The sequence below is a fragment of the Paenibacillus sabuli genome, assembly GCF_014705605.1.
GTDB classification, from domain to species: Bacteria; Bacillota; Bacilli; order Paenibacillales; family Paenibacillaceae; genus Paenibacillus_D; species Paenibacillus_D sabuli.
This window is the reverse complement of the sequence record NZ_JACXIZ010000026.1, coordinates 67,303-84,199: the sequence shown is the minus strand read 5'-3', so window position 1 is coordinate 84,199 and position 16,897 is coordinate 67,303. Positions and strand designations below refer to the sequence as shown.

The 16,897-nt window shown below is 59.1% G+C and carries 13 protein-coding genes; 3 read left to right on the top strand and 10 right to left on the bottom strand.

The window, feature by feature from the left end; genetic code table 11:
- Window positions 1-20: 20 nt before the first annotated feature.
- The 4 genes from IDH44_RS15635 to IDH44_RS15620 form a co-directional block, all read right to left on the bottom strand.
- Window positions 21-899, bottom strand: coding sequence for a carbohydrate ABC transporter permease (locus IDH44_RS15635; RefSeq protein ID WP_190919209.1), 879 nt, complete (start codon window positions 897-899; stop codon window positions 21-23).
- Window positions 900-915: 16 nt separating this feature from the next.
- Window positions 916-2,307: an ABC transporter substrate-binding protein gene (locus tag IDH44_RS15630; RefSeq protein WP_190919208.1), complete on the bottom strand. Its 1,392-nt coding sequence runs from the start codon at window positions 2,305-2,307 to the stop codon at window positions 916-918.
- A 178-nt stretch (window positions 2,308-2,485) separates the two neighbouring features.
- Window positions 2,486-3,415 (bottom strand): dihydrodipicolinate synthase family protein, encoded by a 930-nt coding sequence (locus IDH44_RS15625; RefSeq protein ID WP_190919206.1) that lies wholly within the window; start codon window positions 3,413-3,415, stop codon window positions 2,486-2,488.
- A gap of 639 nt (window positions 3,416-4,054) precedes the next feature.
- Complete coding sequence (locus IDH44_RS15620; RefSeq protein WP_190919205.1) at window positions 4,055-7,918, bottom strand: AAA domain-containing protein; 3,864 nt, start codon at window positions 7,916-7,918, stop codon at window positions 4,055-4,057.
- Window positions 7,919-8,292: 374 nt separating this feature from the next.
- Here IDH44_RS15620 and IDH44_RS27435 point away from each other — a divergent pair, with 374 nt between their 5' ends.
- Complete coding sequence (locus IDH44_RS27435) at window positions 8,293-8,379, top strand: putative holin-like toxin (RefSeq protein ID WP_223869731.1); 87 nt, start codon at window positions 8,293-8,295, stop codon at window positions 8,377-8,379.
- Between the two features lie 193 nt (window positions 8,380-8,572).
- Here the strand turns inward: IDH44_RS27435 and IDH44_RS15615 are convergent, their stop codons facing one another.
- The 4 genes from IDH44_RS15615 to IDH44_RS15600 all read right to left on the bottom strand — a co-directional run bounded on the left by IDH44_RS15615 (window position 8,573) and on the right by IDH44_RS15600 (window position 12,201).
- The gene (locus tag IDH44_RS15615) at window positions 8,573-11,023 is read right to left on the bottom strand and encodes a DEAD/DEAH box helicase family protein (RefSeq protein ID WP_190919203.1); all 2,451 of its coding nucleotides are present in this window, start codon (window positions 11,021-11,023) and stop codon (window positions 8,573-8,575) included.
- Complete coding sequence (locus tag IDH44_RS15610) at window positions 11,007-11,333, bottom strand: nucleoside triphosphate pyrophosphohydrolase (protein ID WP_190919201.1); 327 nt, start codon at window positions 11,331-11,333, stop codon at window positions 11,007-11,009. Before IDH44_RS15610 ends, IDH44_RS15615 begins: the two co-directional genes overlap by 17 nt.
- 281 nt (window positions 11,334-11,614) lie before the next feature.
- Window positions 11,615-11,998, bottom strand: a complete 384-nt coding sequence (locus IDH44_RS15605) for a hypothetical protein (RefSeq protein WP_190919200.1) — start codon at window positions 11,996-11,998, stop codon at window positions 11,615-11,617.
- Between the two features lie 17 nt (window positions 11,999-12,015).
- Window positions 12,016-12,201, bottom strand: a complete 186-nt coding sequence (locus tag IDH44_RS15600; protein ID WP_190919198.1) for an aspartyl-phosphate phosphatase Spo0E family protein — start codon at window positions 12,199-12,201, stop codon at window positions 12,016-12,018.
- 171 nt (window positions 12,202-12,372) lie between these two features.
- On the opposite strand from IDH44_RS15600, the gene IDH44_RS15595 reads away from it, so the two are divergent.
- On the top strand, window positions 12,373-12,618 hold the full coding sequence (locus tag IDH44_RS15595) for a helix-turn-helix domain-containing protein (protein WP_190919197.1): 246 nt from the start codon (window positions 12,373-12,375) through the stop codon (window positions 12,616-12,618).
- Window positions 12,619-12,851: 233 nt separating this feature from the next.
- On the opposite strand, the gene IDH44_RS15590 is transcribed toward IDH44_RS15595, so the two are convergent.
- On the bottom strand, window positions 12,852-13,751 hold the full coding sequence (locus IDH44_RS15590; protein WP_190919195.1) for a DUF5655 domain-containing protein: 900 nt from the start codon (window positions 13,749-13,751) through the stop codon (window positions 12,852-12,854).
- A 325-nt stretch (window positions 13,752-14,076) separates the two neighbouring features.
- Between IDH44_RS15590 and IDH44_RS15585 the strand changes: the two genes are divergently transcribed.
- Window positions 14,077-15,105, top strand: a complete 1,029-nt coding sequence (locus tag IDH44_RS15585) for an Rpn family recombination-promoting nuclease/putative transposase (RefSeq protein WP_190919194.1) — start codon at window positions 14,077-14,079, stop codon at window positions 15,103-15,105.
- 194 nt (window positions 15,106-15,299) lie between these two features.
- Here the strand turns inward: IDH44_RS15585 and IDH44_RS15580 are convergent, their stop codons facing one another.
- Complete coding sequence (locus tag IDH44_RS15580; RefSeq protein ID WP_190919192.1) at window positions 15,300-16,862, bottom strand: glycoside hydrolase family 76 protein; 1,563 nt, start codon at window positions 16,860-16,862, stop codon at window positions 15,300-15,302.
- Window positions 16,863-16,897: the final 35 nt, after the last annotated feature.

Here is a 16,897-nt window from a genome sequence, read left to right as displayed (position 1 = left end):
GTATCCCTTCTCCTGTTGAATTAATACTCCGTCTCCTGGCCCAGCCACTTGAATTGCGCCCAGGCCACGACGCTGACGAGCAGGATCAGCACGACGCCGAGCGCCGAGGCCGTGCCGAAGTTGAAGAAGTCGAAGCCCGTCTGGTACATCCGATACACGATCGTCTGCGTGCCGTGCGCCGGGCCGCCGCCCGTCATCAGGTGGATGACGACGAACACCTGGAACACGCCGATTGTCTGGGTGACGAGCACGAACAGCGTCGTCGGCTTGAGCAGCGGCAGCGTGATGCTGCGGAATTGGCGCCACGCCCCGGCGCCGTCGATCATCGCCGACTCGTACAGATCGCGCGGGATGCCGCCGAGCGCGGCGATGTAGAGAATGACAGGCTGGCCGACGATCATCGTGATGACGACCATGTCGACCGTCAGGAGAGCCATATTGGGGGTACCCAGCCATGCTACCGGCCCTGCGCCGAGCAGGCCGAGCACATAGTTGAGCAGCCCGTAAGTCGGATTGAGAATCCACAGCCAGACAAGCGATAGCGCCACGCCGCTGGCGACGATCGGCATGTAGAAGGCCATCCGAAAGAACGTCTGCAGTCCTCGACCGAGCGGATACACAATCACCGCGATGAACAGCGAGATCGCCATCGCCGCCGGGACGATCCCGACGACGAGCACGACCGTGTTCGTCAGCGCCTTCCAGAATACCGGGTCCTGGTACAGCCCGATGAAATTGTCCAGTCCGACCCACGTGCGCGAGGTCAGCTTGACGTCGTAGAAGCTGAACTGCAAGCCCTGCAGCAGCGGAAGCAGCGTGAATACGACGAAGAAGAAATAGGCCGGCAGGATGAAAAAATAGGCGGATCTGGCCTCCAGGATGCGCTTCATCAACTGCATATCGTCACCTCCCCCGCTACTGCGCGAGCACCCGGTTCGCCGCTTTTTCGTAGTCGGCGAGCGCTTGCTCCGGCGTCTTCATCCCGAGCAGCGCCGCCTGGACCTCGGGATACAGCAGCTCGCGCACCTCGGCATACTTGGGCGAGGTCAGCCCCATGTCCTCGAGCCCGCGCTCCTCGATCAACTGCTGCATGACGACGAAGTCCGGATCGTCGCTGAGCGGCACGCCGGCCGACTTCTTGACCGGGAACTGGCCGGCGTTGATCGCATACATCTCCTGGTACTCCGTACTGTTGAGGAATTCGACGAACTTGACGACCCATTCGCGCTTGTAGTCGTCGTCCTGCTTGAACACCGCGTAGCCGGTCGGACCGACCGGCACGCCGCTCGTGACGCCCGCGGCGCTCGGATGGCTGACGAATAGCAGCTCCGGCTCGCCCAGCGTCTTACCCTCGGCGCGCGCATCCGCGAGCTTGGTCTTGGCGTACAGCGTATCGACGTACGCGCCGACCTGGCCGGACCAGATCAGATTGTTGATATCCGTCGGACCGGTCGTCGAGATGCTCGGCGGGAGCAGGCCGTCTTTGTTGAGCTGCACCAGATACTCCATGGCGGCCGCGCCCTCGGGGCTGTTCAGCGCGATCTTGGAATAGTCGCCATCCGCGTACAGCTTCGCCCCGAAGCCCCAGAACAGCTCGAGAATGCCGTTGTCGCTCTGCGAATTGGAGATATGCACGGCATACGGGAATACCTTGCCCGGCTCGGCGACCGCCCGAATGGCCGTGTCGAATTCCTCGATCGTCCAGTACGGGTCCTCGCGGGTCGGCAGCAGATCGAGCGCGTCCCGCTCTGCCCACATCTCCCGGTTCAGCATCATCGTCGCCGTCCAGGCATAGGCCGGCAAGGCGTGCAGATGACCGTCGATCGTGTACATGTCGAGGTAATCCTGGTGGTAATCGGCCAGCTCCTCCTCGGACACCGATTCCTCGAGGTTCTCCAGCACGCCCTGGTACGCGTATTGCGACGTGCGGCCGAGGTAGTCGCGCAGGATGTCGGGCTGCGTACCTGCGGCGATCGAGGCCGGCACCTTCTTGGGCATATCCTCGAACGTCACCACCTGCACGTCGATCTTCACATGCGGATACTGCGCCATGAATTGCTCGGCCTGCCACTTCTCGAAGTCGCCGTTATTCGGCGTCTGCTCCTCCATGCCCTCGATCAGCTTGAAGCGCGGATCGGTCCAGTAGGTGATCTCCACCTCCGGCAGCTCATCCGATTCCCCGCCGCTCGCCGCGCCGCCGGGCGAAGTGCCGCTCCCGTTGCCGTCATTCGTATTCGCGCCGCATGCCGTACATACGAGCAGTACCATGAGCAGCAGTGCCATTGCCTTGCGATAGTGCATTGCCATTGTCAGAACCCCTCCTAATCATTCATACGCTCTCGTTCGTCGTCCCGCCTGGCGGCGCCGTCTGTGTGGGTGAGCCTACCCGTCTGTTCCTCGATCTGTTGCGACCTTCTATAATCTGAGCATGCCCCGCCGGCTCCGAGACATGGCGGCCTTACGGTGACGCCCCCCCCTCTCCCCTCTACAGGACCGGCGCCGACTTGCCGCACGCGGCCACGGCCCGCATGATCTTGTCGTGCACGCTCAGCACCGCCGGCCGGTCGGCCGGATCGAGCGGCGGCAGCGGGAGCCGCGGCTCGCCGCAGTCTACGCCGCGCAGCCGCATGAGTGCCTTGAGACTGCCGAACAGTCCGAGCGCGCGCATATCGGTGATGATGTCGTTGACAATCACTTGCCAGCGCTGCGCCTCCTGCATCTGATTGTCCCTGTAGCAGCGCTCGATCTCGACGAATAGCTCCGGCATCGCGCCGTACGTACCGCCGATGCCGCCGCTCGCGCCCATCACGCGGCCGGCCAGATACTGCTGGTCCGGTCCGTTGAACACCATGAAGCGCTCGCCGCCCGCCGCCTTGAACTGCTGCAGCTCGTACGTACTGAACGACGTCACCTTCATCCCCATCAGTTGCTCTTGCTGGCACAGTTCCTTCAGATAGGCCGCCGACATGTGGAAGCCGGTCGACGCGGGGATGTAATAAATAATGAAGGGGAGCGAAGTGCCGTCCATGACCGCCTGCCAATGGCGGGTGACCGCTTGCTCCGAATACGAATAGTAGTACGGCGGAATCGCCGATACCGCGTCCGCCCCCGCCGTGTCGGCGTGCCGGGCCAGCGCGACGCTGTCCCGCGTATTCATCGCCCCGACATGGGCGATCAGCGTCAAGCGACCGCGATTCTCCTCCGCCACCGCTTCCAATACGCGCTGGCGCTCCTCCACACTCTGCATCAGCCCCTCGCCCGTGCCGCCGCCGACGTACAAGCCCTGTACGCCCTTGTCGACAAGGAAGCGGGTCAGCCGCTTCGTCGCGGCGAGATCAACCTCCCCGTCGGTGTCGTAGCAGGCGTTCATCGCCACCGTCACACCTTCGAATTTCGTTTCCCATGCTTGCTCCATACATGAGCCTCCCTGTCTGCTGAACTGCCTGTGCTGCGTCTATCGTGTTAATAATTAAAAGTATAAACCAACCATTCATATTACGCAATTATTATTTATAATTAGAATGTTACATCCCGTTTTATCAATTTCACAAAAAAAATACTTGTGGCAACCGATAAAAATTCATTAGCGCTTTTTCAGGCTCAATAGCCGCCGTAGCAACCGTTTAGGTTCGTTGAGGAATTGTGAAGGGAGGGATAGGATCGTTCAATTGCATCCGTTTATTCCGTAATGGACGCTTATTTCGGAGCAGTTGCAATGTCGCGTGGAGTTTGCGCGAAGTTTGCGCGGAGTTCGTACAAGTGTTCGAGCAGATTTTGCGCAGAGTAATGCATAAGCGACCTTGCAGCCGGAGCTGCTCGTGCCGAAACGACCAACAAGCCCGCGCCGGGCCTCACGTTCTGCACAAGACGCATCGAAACAAAAGCCGTACGGGAATCGAACAATCGATTCCCGTACGGCCTCTTTCGGCTATTGCCTCTTAGCTCACTGGTCCTTCGATCTCGCCACGGCAGGATTGACCGTCTGCGCGCCGCCGCTCGGCGTCAGGCTCCATTCATCAGCTAGATCAGGCAATCATGCATCACACTCCACCGCTTACAAAGCAAATCGCTTTTTGACATATGCGATCGTTAGTTTGTCCGTGACGCGATAACTGATTTCCTCACGCGCTTGCTTCCCCGCATTGGACAGCCAGTTATGCGAGCCGATAAAGAGAATCTGATCATCCAGTAAAAGCAGCTTCGTATGCAGAGGAGGCTTATAGACAAAATGACCGCCGAGCCGCGAATGGAGCTGCCGAGCTGCCGCCACAGTATGAATCTTATTCCGGTAGCTTCCATTATCCAGCTCGACGATTTTATCGATTTGATCGAGGGAATAGGCGGACCTGTTATATCCGAATTGAACCTTGACCTCTACCTGTCGCTCCTGAGCCGCGCTTAACTGGACAAAAAAATGGCTGTTGAGCACATCACCGTTCAACCAAGGCGATACAATTCCCAAGGAGCGGCGACTATAAGCCAGCGCTTGAAGCAGCAATTCATAATGAGCGTTGGGGCCCAAAAGAACATTCGCTTGAAGCAATCGCTCCATCGTCTCCTGCAATCTGGAGTCCACGCCCGCAGGAGCTCGCTCCGTCTGGTACACGGCATAGGCCGTGGTACGCCAATTCGCGTTTCGTTCCTCTTCATATGCCTGATTGTACAAGCTGTAGATTGCGCCCTGTTGGCGGATGATCCCGACGACCTTGGCCAGATAATTGCCGCTGCTTAGACCGGCCTCTATGTTGCCTACCAGAATAAATTGATCCTTGGCCCGAGAGAGTGCGACATTCAGCATGTTCGGCTTGTTGCCGACGACGCCGGACAACCCCGCATTTCGGGGATGTATGCCATCGATCACCGTACTGAGCAGGATGATGCGCTTCTCCCTGCCCTGGAACGTATGCACCGTCCCCGCCTCGATGCCGGGCAGACTCGAGCGCAGCAGCTTTGCTTGCGCGGCAAAAGGCGTGATAATGCCGATCTCGCGCTTGATTTCCGCCCCGAATTGCTGGACAAGCATGTCTACAATCGTGCGGCAGGCGGCAACCTCGGCCGTATTGCGATGCGCCTGCCCTTCCTTCAAGCCGCGAATGTCAAAGCCCACCAGATTGGCCCCGAACGGCTTGTCCTGATCATCCGGTCGCATGAGCCGAAGCACACTTTCGTACACATATCGATTGGAGAACGCCATGATCGTCGCTTCGCAGCGGCGGTGCTCGTTCAGAATGACGCCCTTCTGCTTCTCGCCCATCCGCTCGTAATAGATGCCACCGCGATCGGCGTAGTCCTGTGCGCTATTGCGCAGCACGCAGGTCGTCTCCTGCCGCGCTTCATCCACCTCGCTGTGCTCGATCAGATTCTTCGTGAAGGTGCGCACCGGCTCCAGTTGCTCCGGATCGCCGACAATCACCGCGCGCCGGGCACGGTACAATGGCGCGCACAAGTAATGCGGCATAATCTGACCCGCCTCGTCCACGAACAGCAGATCGAACAGCTCATGGAGCGGGTGGAAAGTCTGCGCCGAGAACGAATGCAGCGTCGTCGTCACGACCGGGAAGCAGAGGAAGAACGTTTCCCAGACGGCCCGGATCGCTTTTTGGTACTGATCCAGTCTGACGCCGTCATGGCTGTAAAACCGTTTGAACCACTTCTGCTCCTCCATGACCATGCTCAAATTGTGCAAAATGACCGCGCTGTTCTTCACGACATACTGCTCAAGCACGGCAAGCGACGCGTCGAACAGTTGCTTGCGCAATTGCAAAATCGCCGGCGCATTCGCCAACTGATGAAGCGTGCGAGCCGACGAGCCCCCGCCGAGTCCAAGCTCCAGATCAAGCCGTTGCTCCAGCTCCCGCAGCATGCCGAGTTCCCTCAGCGCGGCTTGCGCCGCCGCCGTCTGCTCCCCCAGCGCATTCATTTCCCGTTCTTCCTCTTGTATGCGAATCCGTGCCGCGTCCAGTTCCGATCGGCATGCCGCGAGCCGCTCACCGCCCTCCAGTCTTCGCCGCTGACTGCGATCCATCGCCTCTGTCGCCGGCTGAATGCGCGTGTCCCGAATATAGGCTTCCGAAGGATTCTCGCGCAAAAAGGCGCGCCGACCGGGCAAAAAATTGAATAGACGATTCGGCAGCCTCTTCCACTTGCCATACCTGTCGAGATCCCGATAAGCCTGGCGTCGCAGCTCTTCTTGCTGCCCGATGGTGATCGCCAGTTCCTCTTGCTCGCGCTCCAACGCGACCTGTTCATCCGCCCGTTCCAGCTCGACCAGCATCCACTCTGCCTGCACGAGCATGCGATGCTCGCGCGCTTGCGTCAGCGCTGCCAGCCTCTCTTCTGCGGCGCGCACGCCGGCGCGGAGATCGCCCCCCGCTTCCAGCTCGCCTTGCTCGATCGCTTTGCGCACGCCACTCCACAATCGATTTACCCCTTCGTTCAACTGCTGTTGGTGTTCCAGAACCGTATTGAACCGCTCGCATGCGGCATTGGCGTCCCCTTCATCGAATACCGCCTGCTCCAGTCCTCTGAGCAGCGGCTCCAGCTTTTCTCGCTGAAAGGCCTCGCGATTCGCATGCTTGCCCAATCGGGCGCAGAACGTCCCCTCCGCGGACGACTCCGCCCCCGCCCCCGAGTCCGAATCCCGCTCCAATGCATGAGCCAGCCTATCGGATAGGTACGGAATCTCCCGCGACAGCTCCAGGCCGATGTTGTCCACCGCATTGTTATTGGTGCTGGCGATGACCATCGAATACGGGTTGGTTCCTTTCAGCGGCGATTGATGGTACGCTCGGTACTGCCCCTTGTCCACTTCCGTCCATGGCGCATCCCACTGCTCCAGGATCAGGCGCGCCTTTCGCACAAGGGCGTCCGCGATCATCTCCTTGACGAGCGTTGTCTTCCCTGTGCCCGGCGGACCGCTGACTGCGAATAATCCGGCAGCAGGCAGCGCGCGCACGATCCGCCATTGCTTCTCATTGACGGGATAGGCGTCGGAATAGCTGCCCATGTGGAAGCCACCGGCTACCGGCAGCGACGCAAAATCCAGCGCCTGCTCCTGACCGAGCATATATTGACGCAGTAATTCGGAGGGCTGCACCGCAAGCCGCTGTCCGAGCCGCTCCAGCTCGTGGCGGAAGATCGGCTCCGCGACATCCTGAAGATCGTCCTGCGTGACATAGACCGCCCGCATCAATGTCCAATCAGCATAGCCGTCGAAGCGTAATATGCCTTCGAACGATCTGCCCGGCAAGGCATCCCGAATGCATTGATCCAAAAGGTCGATCATATGCGGGATGCTGGTCGACACCAGGCTGTCGATTTTGTCGCACAGCTCGGAATAGGCCTGCCCGGCGAAGGCTCGCGCATCCTCGACCTCGCATTGCAAGCCGCGCGCGAGTATGATTTCCAGCGACTCCCGGTTCATGACGAATGACCGGACCGGGAGCCCTTCTATCGCAGGACCGCACCGAAACGTCATCACCGGCCTGAATGTCTGCACGCCGTTTCTTTTGTATTGCCCGTTCAAAAACAGCGGGTAGCAGATCGTGATTTCTTCTTGATCTTTAATTTCCCGTACATATGCAGTGAATTGATTGCGGTTGTCGGGATACTCAAAACCAAGCTCATCCACTAGCGAATCCAGGGACGCCTTGCCCTCCAATATGTCTGCTATGCGTGCCTGCCAACCTTGTCGCGTGTCCCTATGCAGCAGACCTTTAATGTCCGGAAATTGCTCCCACAGCGCGAGTACAGCCGCGACCTGTCTGTTGCGAATCGCTTCCTGCATCTCCTGCGGCTGGGCCAACGCCGCTTCCGGCAGATGCTCTCCATCTTTCAACTCAAGCGTATTGGTTAGAAAGCGGGCGTACTTTTCGTACAGAATAAAATAGTTCAACATTTGATTTAGTTCATTCGACATCCTACAACCTCCGGGGCCACTTCGAAATACCTAACTCTCTATACTAAACTTTCTCCACCATTCGACTTATCCCTCCTGATTTGTCAAATTTTATTCCTTCATGCGAAATGGGTACGTCAAAAAACCACGGTGCCTGAAGGGGCAACGCGGTATACCCAAACGAAATTCATCTGGACGAATTCTCTTCGTCGCAAGCTTCACGCTGTGCTATACTGACCAGGCAATAGAATAGGCTTTATTGAATATATAGCATTTATAAGTTTCACGCTTATAAACGGTCTCTATATTCTCGGAACGAAACGTGCGCCGCCGTCAAAGGACGGCGGTAGCCGTTTCGCCTTGGGCGGTCGGCTACCTCTCTGCAGAAGGGAGGGATGCCTGTGACAGTATTCGAAGCACTCATGCTTACATTGACCTTCGGACTGCTAATTGTAGCGATACTGTCTCATCAACGCAAATAGACCGCCCACCCACCAAGGACGCGGTCTATTTGACTACTCTTTGAGAAGCCTACAGCCCTTAAAAGCGGCTATTGCCGAGAGAGTCGTGTTAGCAGCACGGCTCTCTTTGCAAGATACGGCTTGAATAATTACATTATACCACGAGTCGGGGGGTGCGTCACCTGCTCGGGGCCGCAGACCAGCCTCCCGGCAATCATGCCTCGTCCCCCCGCCCTGCCCGCCGCTCGAAATGCGCGTGCAGCCGGTACAGGCACACCTCCCGCGTCCAGCGGTGCAGCGTAGCGCGGTCCGCCGCACCCGCCCCGAAGGCGAGGCGGAACACACCGTCCTCGTACCGGGTCATGCTGCCGCGCGCCGCGCTCCACTTGGCCATCGGCATGCGGGCGATCAGCCGGCTCACCCCGGCCTCGTCGTACGTCCAGAGCCGCCGCGACTCGCGGTCGGAGAAATCAATGCGGCGCCGATGCGCCTTGACCGTCAGATAGCGATGGAAGAACGGCGCCGCCTGCCCCGGCGTCACCGGGTCCGTCCACGCCTGCGGGCCGCGCTCCAGCATGTAGAGCAGCACGACCATCTTGTAGCTCTTCGTCATGCCCGTCGTCTCCACGTCGCGCAGCCAGTCCGCATGCCGCTCGTACACCTGCGCCGCCGCCTCGCTCAGACAGCCCGCCCAGTGCAGGAAGCCGACATACGAGCCGAATGCGGCGCGGTACTCCAGGCCCGAAGCGCCGCCGTGCAGGTGCAGCTCCAGATACGTCGGGATGCGCCCGAGCTCCTGCTGCAGCGTCACGAAGGCATGATGCAGCCGCTCCCGCTGCGGCATCCGCTTGCGGCGCAGCGCCTCCAGCAGATCGACGACCGCCGTCTCCAGCTGCAGCGCGCAGCCGTCCGGCACGGCCGGGGCGATCGCGGCCCGCGCGCCCGCGTCCGCCTGCTGCGCCGCCTCGCCGGCGAACAGCCGCAGCTTGATGTCGGCATTGCGGTAATTGCCGATCAGGTCGATGATCGCGCAGTGCGTCTTCGTCTCCGACAGCCGCAGCCCGCGCCCGACCTGCTGGGTGAACACCGTCAGCGATTCCGTCGGCCGCACGAACAGCAGCGTGTCCACGCTGGGGATGTCCACCCCTTCGTTGAACAGATCGACCGTGAAGATCACGTCCAGCTCGCCCGCCGTCAGCTGCCGGATCGCCGCCTCCCGCGTCACGTCGACCGTGCCGGAGTGGAGGCTTAGCGCCGCGTGACCTTGCGCTCGGAACGCTCCCGCGAGAAAGTCCGCCTGCCGGATCGACGAGCAGAATCCGATCGTCCGCGTCTGCCGGTGCCGCTCCCACGCCTCCAGGATGCGCGCCGCCATCGTCTGCCGCAGCTGCGCCGCCGCCAGCTGCTCCTCGTCGTAGCGTCCGCCCATCCGGCGAATTGTGCTGTAGTCGGTATCGTCGTAGACGCCGTAATACCGGAACGGCGCCAGCCAGCCGCGCCGGATCGCCTCGATGAAGTGCAACTGGTACGCCACATTGCCTTCGCATAGCGCGTACACGTCCTTGCCGTCCATCCGGTCGGGGGTCGCCGTGATGCCGAGCAGGAAGCGCGGCCGGAAATAGCCGATCACCGCCTGATACGACGCCGCCGCGGCGTGGTGGAACTCGTCCACCACGATCAGATCGAAGCGCTCCGGCGCGAACGCCTCGCGGTGCTTCTTCATCCCGAGCGTATAGATCGAGGCGAACACGCAGTCGGCGCCGCCTTCCTTGACCGTGCCGTTGTACAGGCCGTGCGAGCGATCGGGCAGCACATGGCGGAAGGAACGCCGCCCCTGATGCAGGATCTCCTCGCGATGCGCGACGAACAGCACGCGCGGATAGCGCCGGGCGAAGAAGGCCGCCAGGTACGTCTTGCCCAGCCCGGTCGCCATCACGACCATCGCCTTGTCGTACTCCTCCTCGCACGTGCGCTCCAGCGCCTCCAGCGCCTCAATCTGCGCATAGCGCGGCGTCACCGCGGCCGAATCCGTCCCGCCGTCCGGCGATGCGCCCGCCGGGTCTGCCTCGCCGCCCCCGCGCACCTCCGCCTCCTCCATCTCGGCGATCAGGCGCGTCAGCTCCGGATTGAGCCGGTGGCACTCGCGGTATTCCTCGGCATAGCGGGCGATCGTGTGCGCATTGAGCGGCTGCGTCGCCTCGTGGTAGTAGCTGTGCATGAACTTCTCCAGCGCCACCTGGAACGTGTACGGTTCGGCCTTTGCGTTCATCGCCAGGTTCCACTCCATCCCCATCCGCATCGCCGACATCGAGAAGTTCGAGGAGCCGACGACGAGCAGCCCTTCGCCGTTGTCATAGTCGAACAGGTACGCCTTGGGGTGAAAGGACGTGCCGTTGCTGCGCCACAGCCGCGCCTCGATGCGCGAATCGATGTCCGTCAGCGCCTGCAGGCCCTCCGGCTGCGTCACGAACAGGTAGTCGCCGGCCAGTGCCTTGACCTCTGCGCCGCGCTCCAGCGCTCGCCGCAGATGGGGGGCCAGCAGCCGCACGCCCGACTGCATCACGAAGGAGGTCAGGATATAGATGCCGGAGGCCTGCTGCATCCCGGCGATCAGCTCGTCCGCCAGATTCTCCGTGATCAGCTTGACATTAAGCGTCGCTGACATCGATCAGGTACACCCGCTCCGCGAATCCGCCGCGCGCCTCGGCCTTGCGCTCCCGCAGCGCCTCCAGCGCCTCCCACGATACGCCGTGCGTCACGGCGAGCGCGCGCATCACCTCCAGCATATCCGCCAGCTCCTCCAGCGCTTCCTCCGGCCGCTCCGCCGCGAAGTATTCCGCCGACTCCTCCTTGAGCTTGGCGAGCAGCTCACTGCGGTACGCCGCCTCGTCCAGTGTGCGTGTGCGGCAGGTCTTGCCACCCGCTGCGATGATCTCCGGGATCCGGTCGCGTACGAGCTTGTTGTATACGGGCATTCGATCTCCATCCTTTGCTGCGCTCTAGTGCCCCTATTATAGCACGCCCGTTCGGTCTGCAGCGCCATATTTCGCCAATTGCGAATCGGACTGTGCCGTTATTGGACTGTGCCGTTATTGGGCGGCGCTGCCCGTCTCGCAGGCGTACGACCTGACACATGGGCCGGGCGAGCCGTCCGCTGGTACGATCATGAGCCGATGGGTCCAAAAGACCGGCTCGCAGGCCGTCCCTACGGCTCACCAATCTACGGTCACGCGCTACTCCAATCTACGGTCACACGCTACTCCGAGTCGCGCTCGGTATGGCGCGTAGGATCGCGATCGGGCGCGGATCGCGGCGAATCGCCATCCGCCGCCGTCGCTGCATCCTCCTCCAGCGACGGCCCTTGCGGCTCGCCGAGCAGCGCCACGACGAGCTGCACGCCGTCGCGCAGCCCCTGAGCATAGAGCTGCTCCTGCTCGAGCGCCCGGCGGTAATGATGCTTGTCCTCCCAATCCAGGTATTGCGGCAGCCGGGACTGCTCCAGCCCGTCCAGCAGCGACTCCAGCGCGGCGGCCTCCTCCGAGCGGCGGACGCGCAGATCGGGATCGCGCTCGATGCGGGCAGACACCGTGTCCAGGCGCTGCTGGATCGCCAGCTCGAACCAGGGCGGGATATCCGACATAGGTACCTCCTTCCGGCTCAGCGCGACTTGTGCCCGCGCCGTCCTTTGATCTCATACAGCCGCAGTATCCACTCGTCCACCTTGCGGCTCTGCGCCTGGACCGCCTCGTTGCGTCCGAGCGGGATGCCTTGCTCCAGCGATTGTCTCGCCAGCTCGTGCAGCCTGCGCTTTTCTTCCTCGAATCGATGCAGCAGTTCCTTCATTCGCGGGTCAGCCCCCATTCTTCGTCTTAAGCGCGTCCTGTGCCTGACCGTGATGCCTGCCCTCGTATTTTAATGCGATTATCGGTTTATTTTATTTTAATGCGAATATCGGATTAAAACAAGACGAAGCTCTTCTACAATGTGAAGAAAAAACAGGGAGGTGCGCGAACGATGAAGCCACGCAAGACGCCGCCCGGCGACAAAAACATCATCGGCACCCGGGTCACCGCGATCCGCAAGGCCAAGGGCATGAAGCAGAAGGAATTCCTCGCCCGCCTCCAGACGGCCGGCCTCGACATCAGCCCGACCAGCCTCTCCCGGCTCGAGGGCCAGGACCGGCTCGTCCAGGACTACGAGCTCCTCGCCATCGCGCAGGCGCTCGAGGTGACGGTGGCGGAGTTGTTGGGCTCGAAGTAGCGGAGTTACTTGGGGATTATTATAGACTGGAATAATAGGAATGAAAATGAGCTTAAAACGTTGATTTGGGAGACGTTTTAAGCTCAACTATAACGATATCTTGTATTCGGAGACATCCACTACGCAAGTTTTCTACAGCACTGGAAGCGACTGTGTTAAATTTTGCAATTTAACACACTCCTCACTTTTTCTAAGGTTGAACAAGACGCTAAGCTTGCTAAGATTCCTCTGCCCTAGTTTGAGTAATAAGCTTGCTCAATTAAGGGCTTCGCCTTTTCCATATCCTCAGGCGATTTTATGATCACTTGTACATCACCGGTGCCATAATGTCCTACATTCCGCATATCTCGAGTAAAGCCATCCTCAAGGTCAAGATCATCTGGATTCAATCTCATATGTAAAAGGATCTGCTTTTGATAGACCTCTGCACACACGATGTTTTTCATTTTTTTGAACGCGGTATACAATTTAAGCTGATTTTCGGTCACGTCATCCCCGAGTGCAAGAATATAGGCTCGGATGGAATAGTACATTTCTCTAAGCATGGGCGTGGTGGACCGGAGCTGTTCTTGAAAGGTCTTGTCCCACGAGGGCTTCGTCCCTTTCTCTCCTTGTTCTTGGATATTGAAGGGCTTCACCGTACTTGAATTAACAAGCTCTAGCATCAATAAATCTGCCCCAAACTTTTTGTAGCGAATCAGATCAATGTTTCGATTAATTTGTTTCACTGCATATTCATCATATTTCGTAAAATCTCCTGCCACACAAATCAGTCTGGGCATACTCCAATCCAGCTTATCCGAACATTCTTTCCCAAGCGTTTTCATCACCAGCAACTCAAATTCTGCTTTATGATCAAGTAACCAGTCGAGATAAAACAACCCCTGGTTAATGACATTCTCGTTACTGGTTCTTTTATATTCAAATATAACCGGACAGTTGTTTTCATCCAAGCCCAGGCTGTCGATTCTACCGCCGTTAGATGTGATATATTCGCTCTTCAGAAACGTAACACCAAAAAATATAGGCATATGCTTCTCAATTAATAGTTGCAATTCTCTCTCCAGCACAACGGAGCTGGCCGGCAATTCTTTCACCTCTCCCGTTGTATGAAAAAGCTTAATGTCGGACATTTTTTATAGTTTCCTTTCCCCTTCTTAATCCCCAGAACTGTAACGGTCATACTTTTACAGCATACCACATCCTAGAAAAACTTCGCACCCTAGCATTCCCACCATGGCGAAATCCCGTGCAGGTCGATTATCTCACCCGGCGTTACCACGACAAACCCCAGCTCCCGCCGAACAACGCTGATCCGCCACCAATTGCTCCATCCCAAACTTCGGCCCCGGCTTCCGAAAAAGTGCTAATTGCAAGCCGTTCAGATGCAACACTGCATTGTCCTCACTTGCCGATCGCGATATAATAGAAGGAAAGAATCGAGGGGGAGGATCCGATTTGCCATCCGACGAACACCGGGAATCGATCCACCAGCGTCACGACACATCGTACCGCTTCCTGCTTTCCAGCAAAAAGATCTTTGTGGAGCTGCTCCGTTCCTTTGTTCACAAAGGATGGGTGCAAGACATCGACGAGAGCAGCGTGCAGGAAATCCCGCATTCCTTCGTACTCCAGGATTTCAAACGCAAGGAAGCCGATCTGGTCTACCGCGTGCAGTTAAACGGACAGGAAGTTGTGTTCTATTTACTATTAGAAATGCAGTCCAAGGTCGACTTCCAGATGCCTTATCGCCTGCTGTTATACCAAACGGAGATCTGGCGATACTTGTTGAAGGATCAGAAGAAGGCGCAACTCAACAAAAAATCGTACCGCCTGCCCCCGATTGTGCCGATTGTGCTGTACAACGGAAAACAGCGGTGGACAGCCGAGCGTCAATTTCGCAAGCTGCTCGGCCATGAAGAGATGTTCGGCTCCGAATTGCTCAACTTTGAATATTTGCTGATTGACGTCGCGCGCTATACCGAAGAAGAACTTCTCTCCCTGTCCAATACCATTGGCTCTGTCTTCTTGCTGGATCAGACGGAGGACCAGACGCAGCTGTTGGCGCGTCTCGCCAAGCTGATGCAGACGATGCAGCGACTACCGGACGATCACCTGCAACAATTTATAGCATGGATGGCCAACATCCTTCTCCAGAAATTACCTGAGCACGAGCCCGAGGTACAAGCGTTTATTCAGAATGCGAAAGGAGATGCAGCGATCATGGGCTTCGAAAAAGTACTGGATGATATTAAGCGTGAAGGTAGGCTTGAAGGCAGGCTCGAGGGCAAGCTCGAGGGCAAGTTGGAAGGCAAACGTGAAGGCAAGCTCGAAGGCAAACGTGAAGGCAAGCTGGAGGGCAAGCTCGAAGGCAGACAGGAAATCGCCAAGCGCATGATTGATCTGGACATGGACGTCACGCTAATCGCTACAGCCACCGGCTTCACGCCCGAAGAGGTGGAAGAGCTTCGCGATCGCTTGCCCTGACCAGGCGCCACACGGTCTCTCCAAAGTTGGCGCGCGCATTGCATAAGTCATTGCTTTCTATCTATTCAAAAAGACCGCGCTGCGCGCGGTCTTTTTCCTCTTTCATGACGAACCACTGCCTGGATCATGACGAACCACTTATCTGGTCGACGTCAACTTGACCACGGCGGCACATGCCCGTCAGTTCGCCGCATCTACAACCCGCTGAGGATATCCACATTCAGGAAGTTGCCGTTGCCTCTTGTACTGTCGTAGCCGAGCTGAATCGTATTGGACCCGGCATTGAGCGGTACGGTCAGCGAGACGGTGTTCCAGCTGCCCCAGCCCGCGGTGCTGCCGAAGACCAGGTTGTTCGCCACATACGCGCCGTTCACGCGCACATAGCGCGAAGCGTCGCCTGCGCCCGCGGCATAGCGGAACGTGATGGTGCGAGTGCCGGCGCTATTCTGATTGACGTAGAAGTCAAGCGACGTGCCGCTCGTGTTCCACCCCGCGACGTAGCCGCGGCCGGTATAGCCGCCCTGCGTGCTCTCGTTGATCATGCCGCCGCCGCTGACCAGCGTGCGCCGTGCGTTCTCGGCCTCGTACGCGCCATTGCCGGCGATGTAGCCCGTGTAGTTGTCCGGCGGCGTCAGCTGCAGGATCGATGCGCCCGCCGCTGCTGCGAGGCTCTGCACGTAACTGGAGCCCGTCGGCCGCAGCCAGTCGCTGCCGATGATCCCGTCGCTCGTTCGGCGGTGGTTCCATGCCTGCGTCGCATTCTGCTGCAGGAAGTTCAAGTATTGGGACTGGCCGCCGATGACGCGCAGCCGATTGAGATTGCGGGCGAAGATCATCTTGAAGCCGGCGCCGTCATTCTCGCCCTCGTACAGCAGCGTCTGTGCCGACACCAGGTTGTTGACCGCATAGGTCGCAGCCGTATTGGCATCGCTCAGGTAGGCGCTGTTCCCCGTCGCCTCATACAGCGAGACGGCCGCGCCCAGATAATTGCCGTAGTTGTACGTGAAGTCCCAATCGACGACCGTACCGGCACCCGTACCCTCCAGATGATCGTTGACCTTGCTGCCCGACACGAGCTTCGTCTTGACCCAGGTGTAGATCTGCGTCGCGCTGGTCAGGTAGGCGCTGTCCCCCGTCGCCTGGTACAGCTTCACCGCCGTCATGACCAGCGGCGCGTTGGTGGCGACGTTCTTCTGGGCGTTGGCCGAGACGGTCGGATCGTGGGCGTCGCGACGCCACCAGATGCCGCCGCCGTAGTAGCTCGTATCCCATTCCTCGTCGATGCGGTCGAAGAGGAACGAGCCCCGATTGCGATACTCCGCCGTCCCGGTCAGCTCGTAGGCGCGCAGGCAAGCCAGCGCCCACCAGCCGAGATCGTCGTTGAAGGCATTGGCCATCATATCCGGGTACTTGGCGTTGAAGCCGGCATAGATGTCGTCGATCAGAGTGCGATACGCCGGGTCGCTCGTCCGCTCATAGGCATCCATCACAGTCTCCCACAGCTGCGCCCCCCACCAGAAGTCGGTGTACAGCCCGCCGTCCGGGCCGTGCGCATGCTCGGGATGGATCAGATGATCGCTGTTCGTATAGAAGTATTGGGCTGCCGGATCGTAGAACACATCGATAAAGTCCGTCATCGCGTCGTCGGCATTGGCCGCCGTGAAGGCCTCCGCCCTGCGCCCGCCGGATGCGGCGAGCAGCGACAGGAGCAGCAGACCCGCCAGGACGGCGGCCGCGCTTTTTTCCCACTTCCTCATGTTCACACCTCTTCTCTCAGAGATCGTTCACGTTA

Bases quoted from the DNA above. Each gene is read 5' to 3' on its own strand.
- IDH44_RS15635 (WP_190919209.1), bottom strand. From the start codon at position 899: ATGCAGTTGATGAAGCGCATCCTGGAGGCCAGATCCGCCTATTTTTTC.
- IDH44_RS15630 (WP_190919208.1), bottom strand. From the start codon at position 2,307: ATGGCAATGCACTATCGCAAGGCAATGGCACTGCTGCTCATGGTACTG.
- IDH44_RS15625 (WP_190919206.1), bottom strand. From the start codon at position 3,415: ATGGAGCAAGCATGGGAAACGAAATTCGAAGGTGTGACGGTGGCGATG.
- IDH44_RS15620 (WP_190919205.1), bottom strand. From the start codon at position 7,918: ATGTCGAATGAACTAAATCAAATGTTGAACTATTTTATTCTGTACGAA.
- IDH44_RS27435 (WP_223869731.1), top strand. From the start codon at position 8,293: ATGCCTGTGACAGTATTCGAAGCACTCATGCTTACATTGACCTTCGGA.
- IDH44_RS15615 (WP_190919203.1), bottom strand. From the start codon at position 11,023: ATGTCAGCGACGCTTAATGTCAAGCTGATCACGGAGAATCTGGCGGAC.
- IDH44_RS15610 (WP_190919201.1), bottom strand. From the start codon at position 11,333: ATGCCCGTATACAACAAGCTCGTACGCGACCGGATCCCGGAGATCATC.
- IDH44_RS15605 (WP_190919200.1), bottom strand. From the start codon at position 11,998: ATGTCGGATATCCCGCCCTGGTTCGAGCTGGCGATCCAGCAGCGCCTG.
- IDH44_RS15600 (WP_190919198.1), bottom strand. From the start codon at position 12,201: ATGAAGGAACTGCTGCATCGATTCGAGGAAGAAAAGCGCAGGCTGCAC.
- IDH44_RS15595 (WP_190919197.1), top strand. From the start codon at position 12,373: ATGAAGCCACGCAAGACGCCGCCCGGCGACAAAAACATCATCGGCACC.
- IDH44_RS15590 (WP_190919195.1), bottom strand. From the start codon at position 13,751: ATGTCCGACATTAAGCTTTTTCATACAACGGGAGAGGTGAAAGAATTG.
- IDH44_RS15580 (WP_190919192.1), bottom strand. From the start codon at position 16,862: ATGAGGAAGTGGGAAAAAAGCGCGGCCGCCGTCCTGGCGGGTCTGCTG.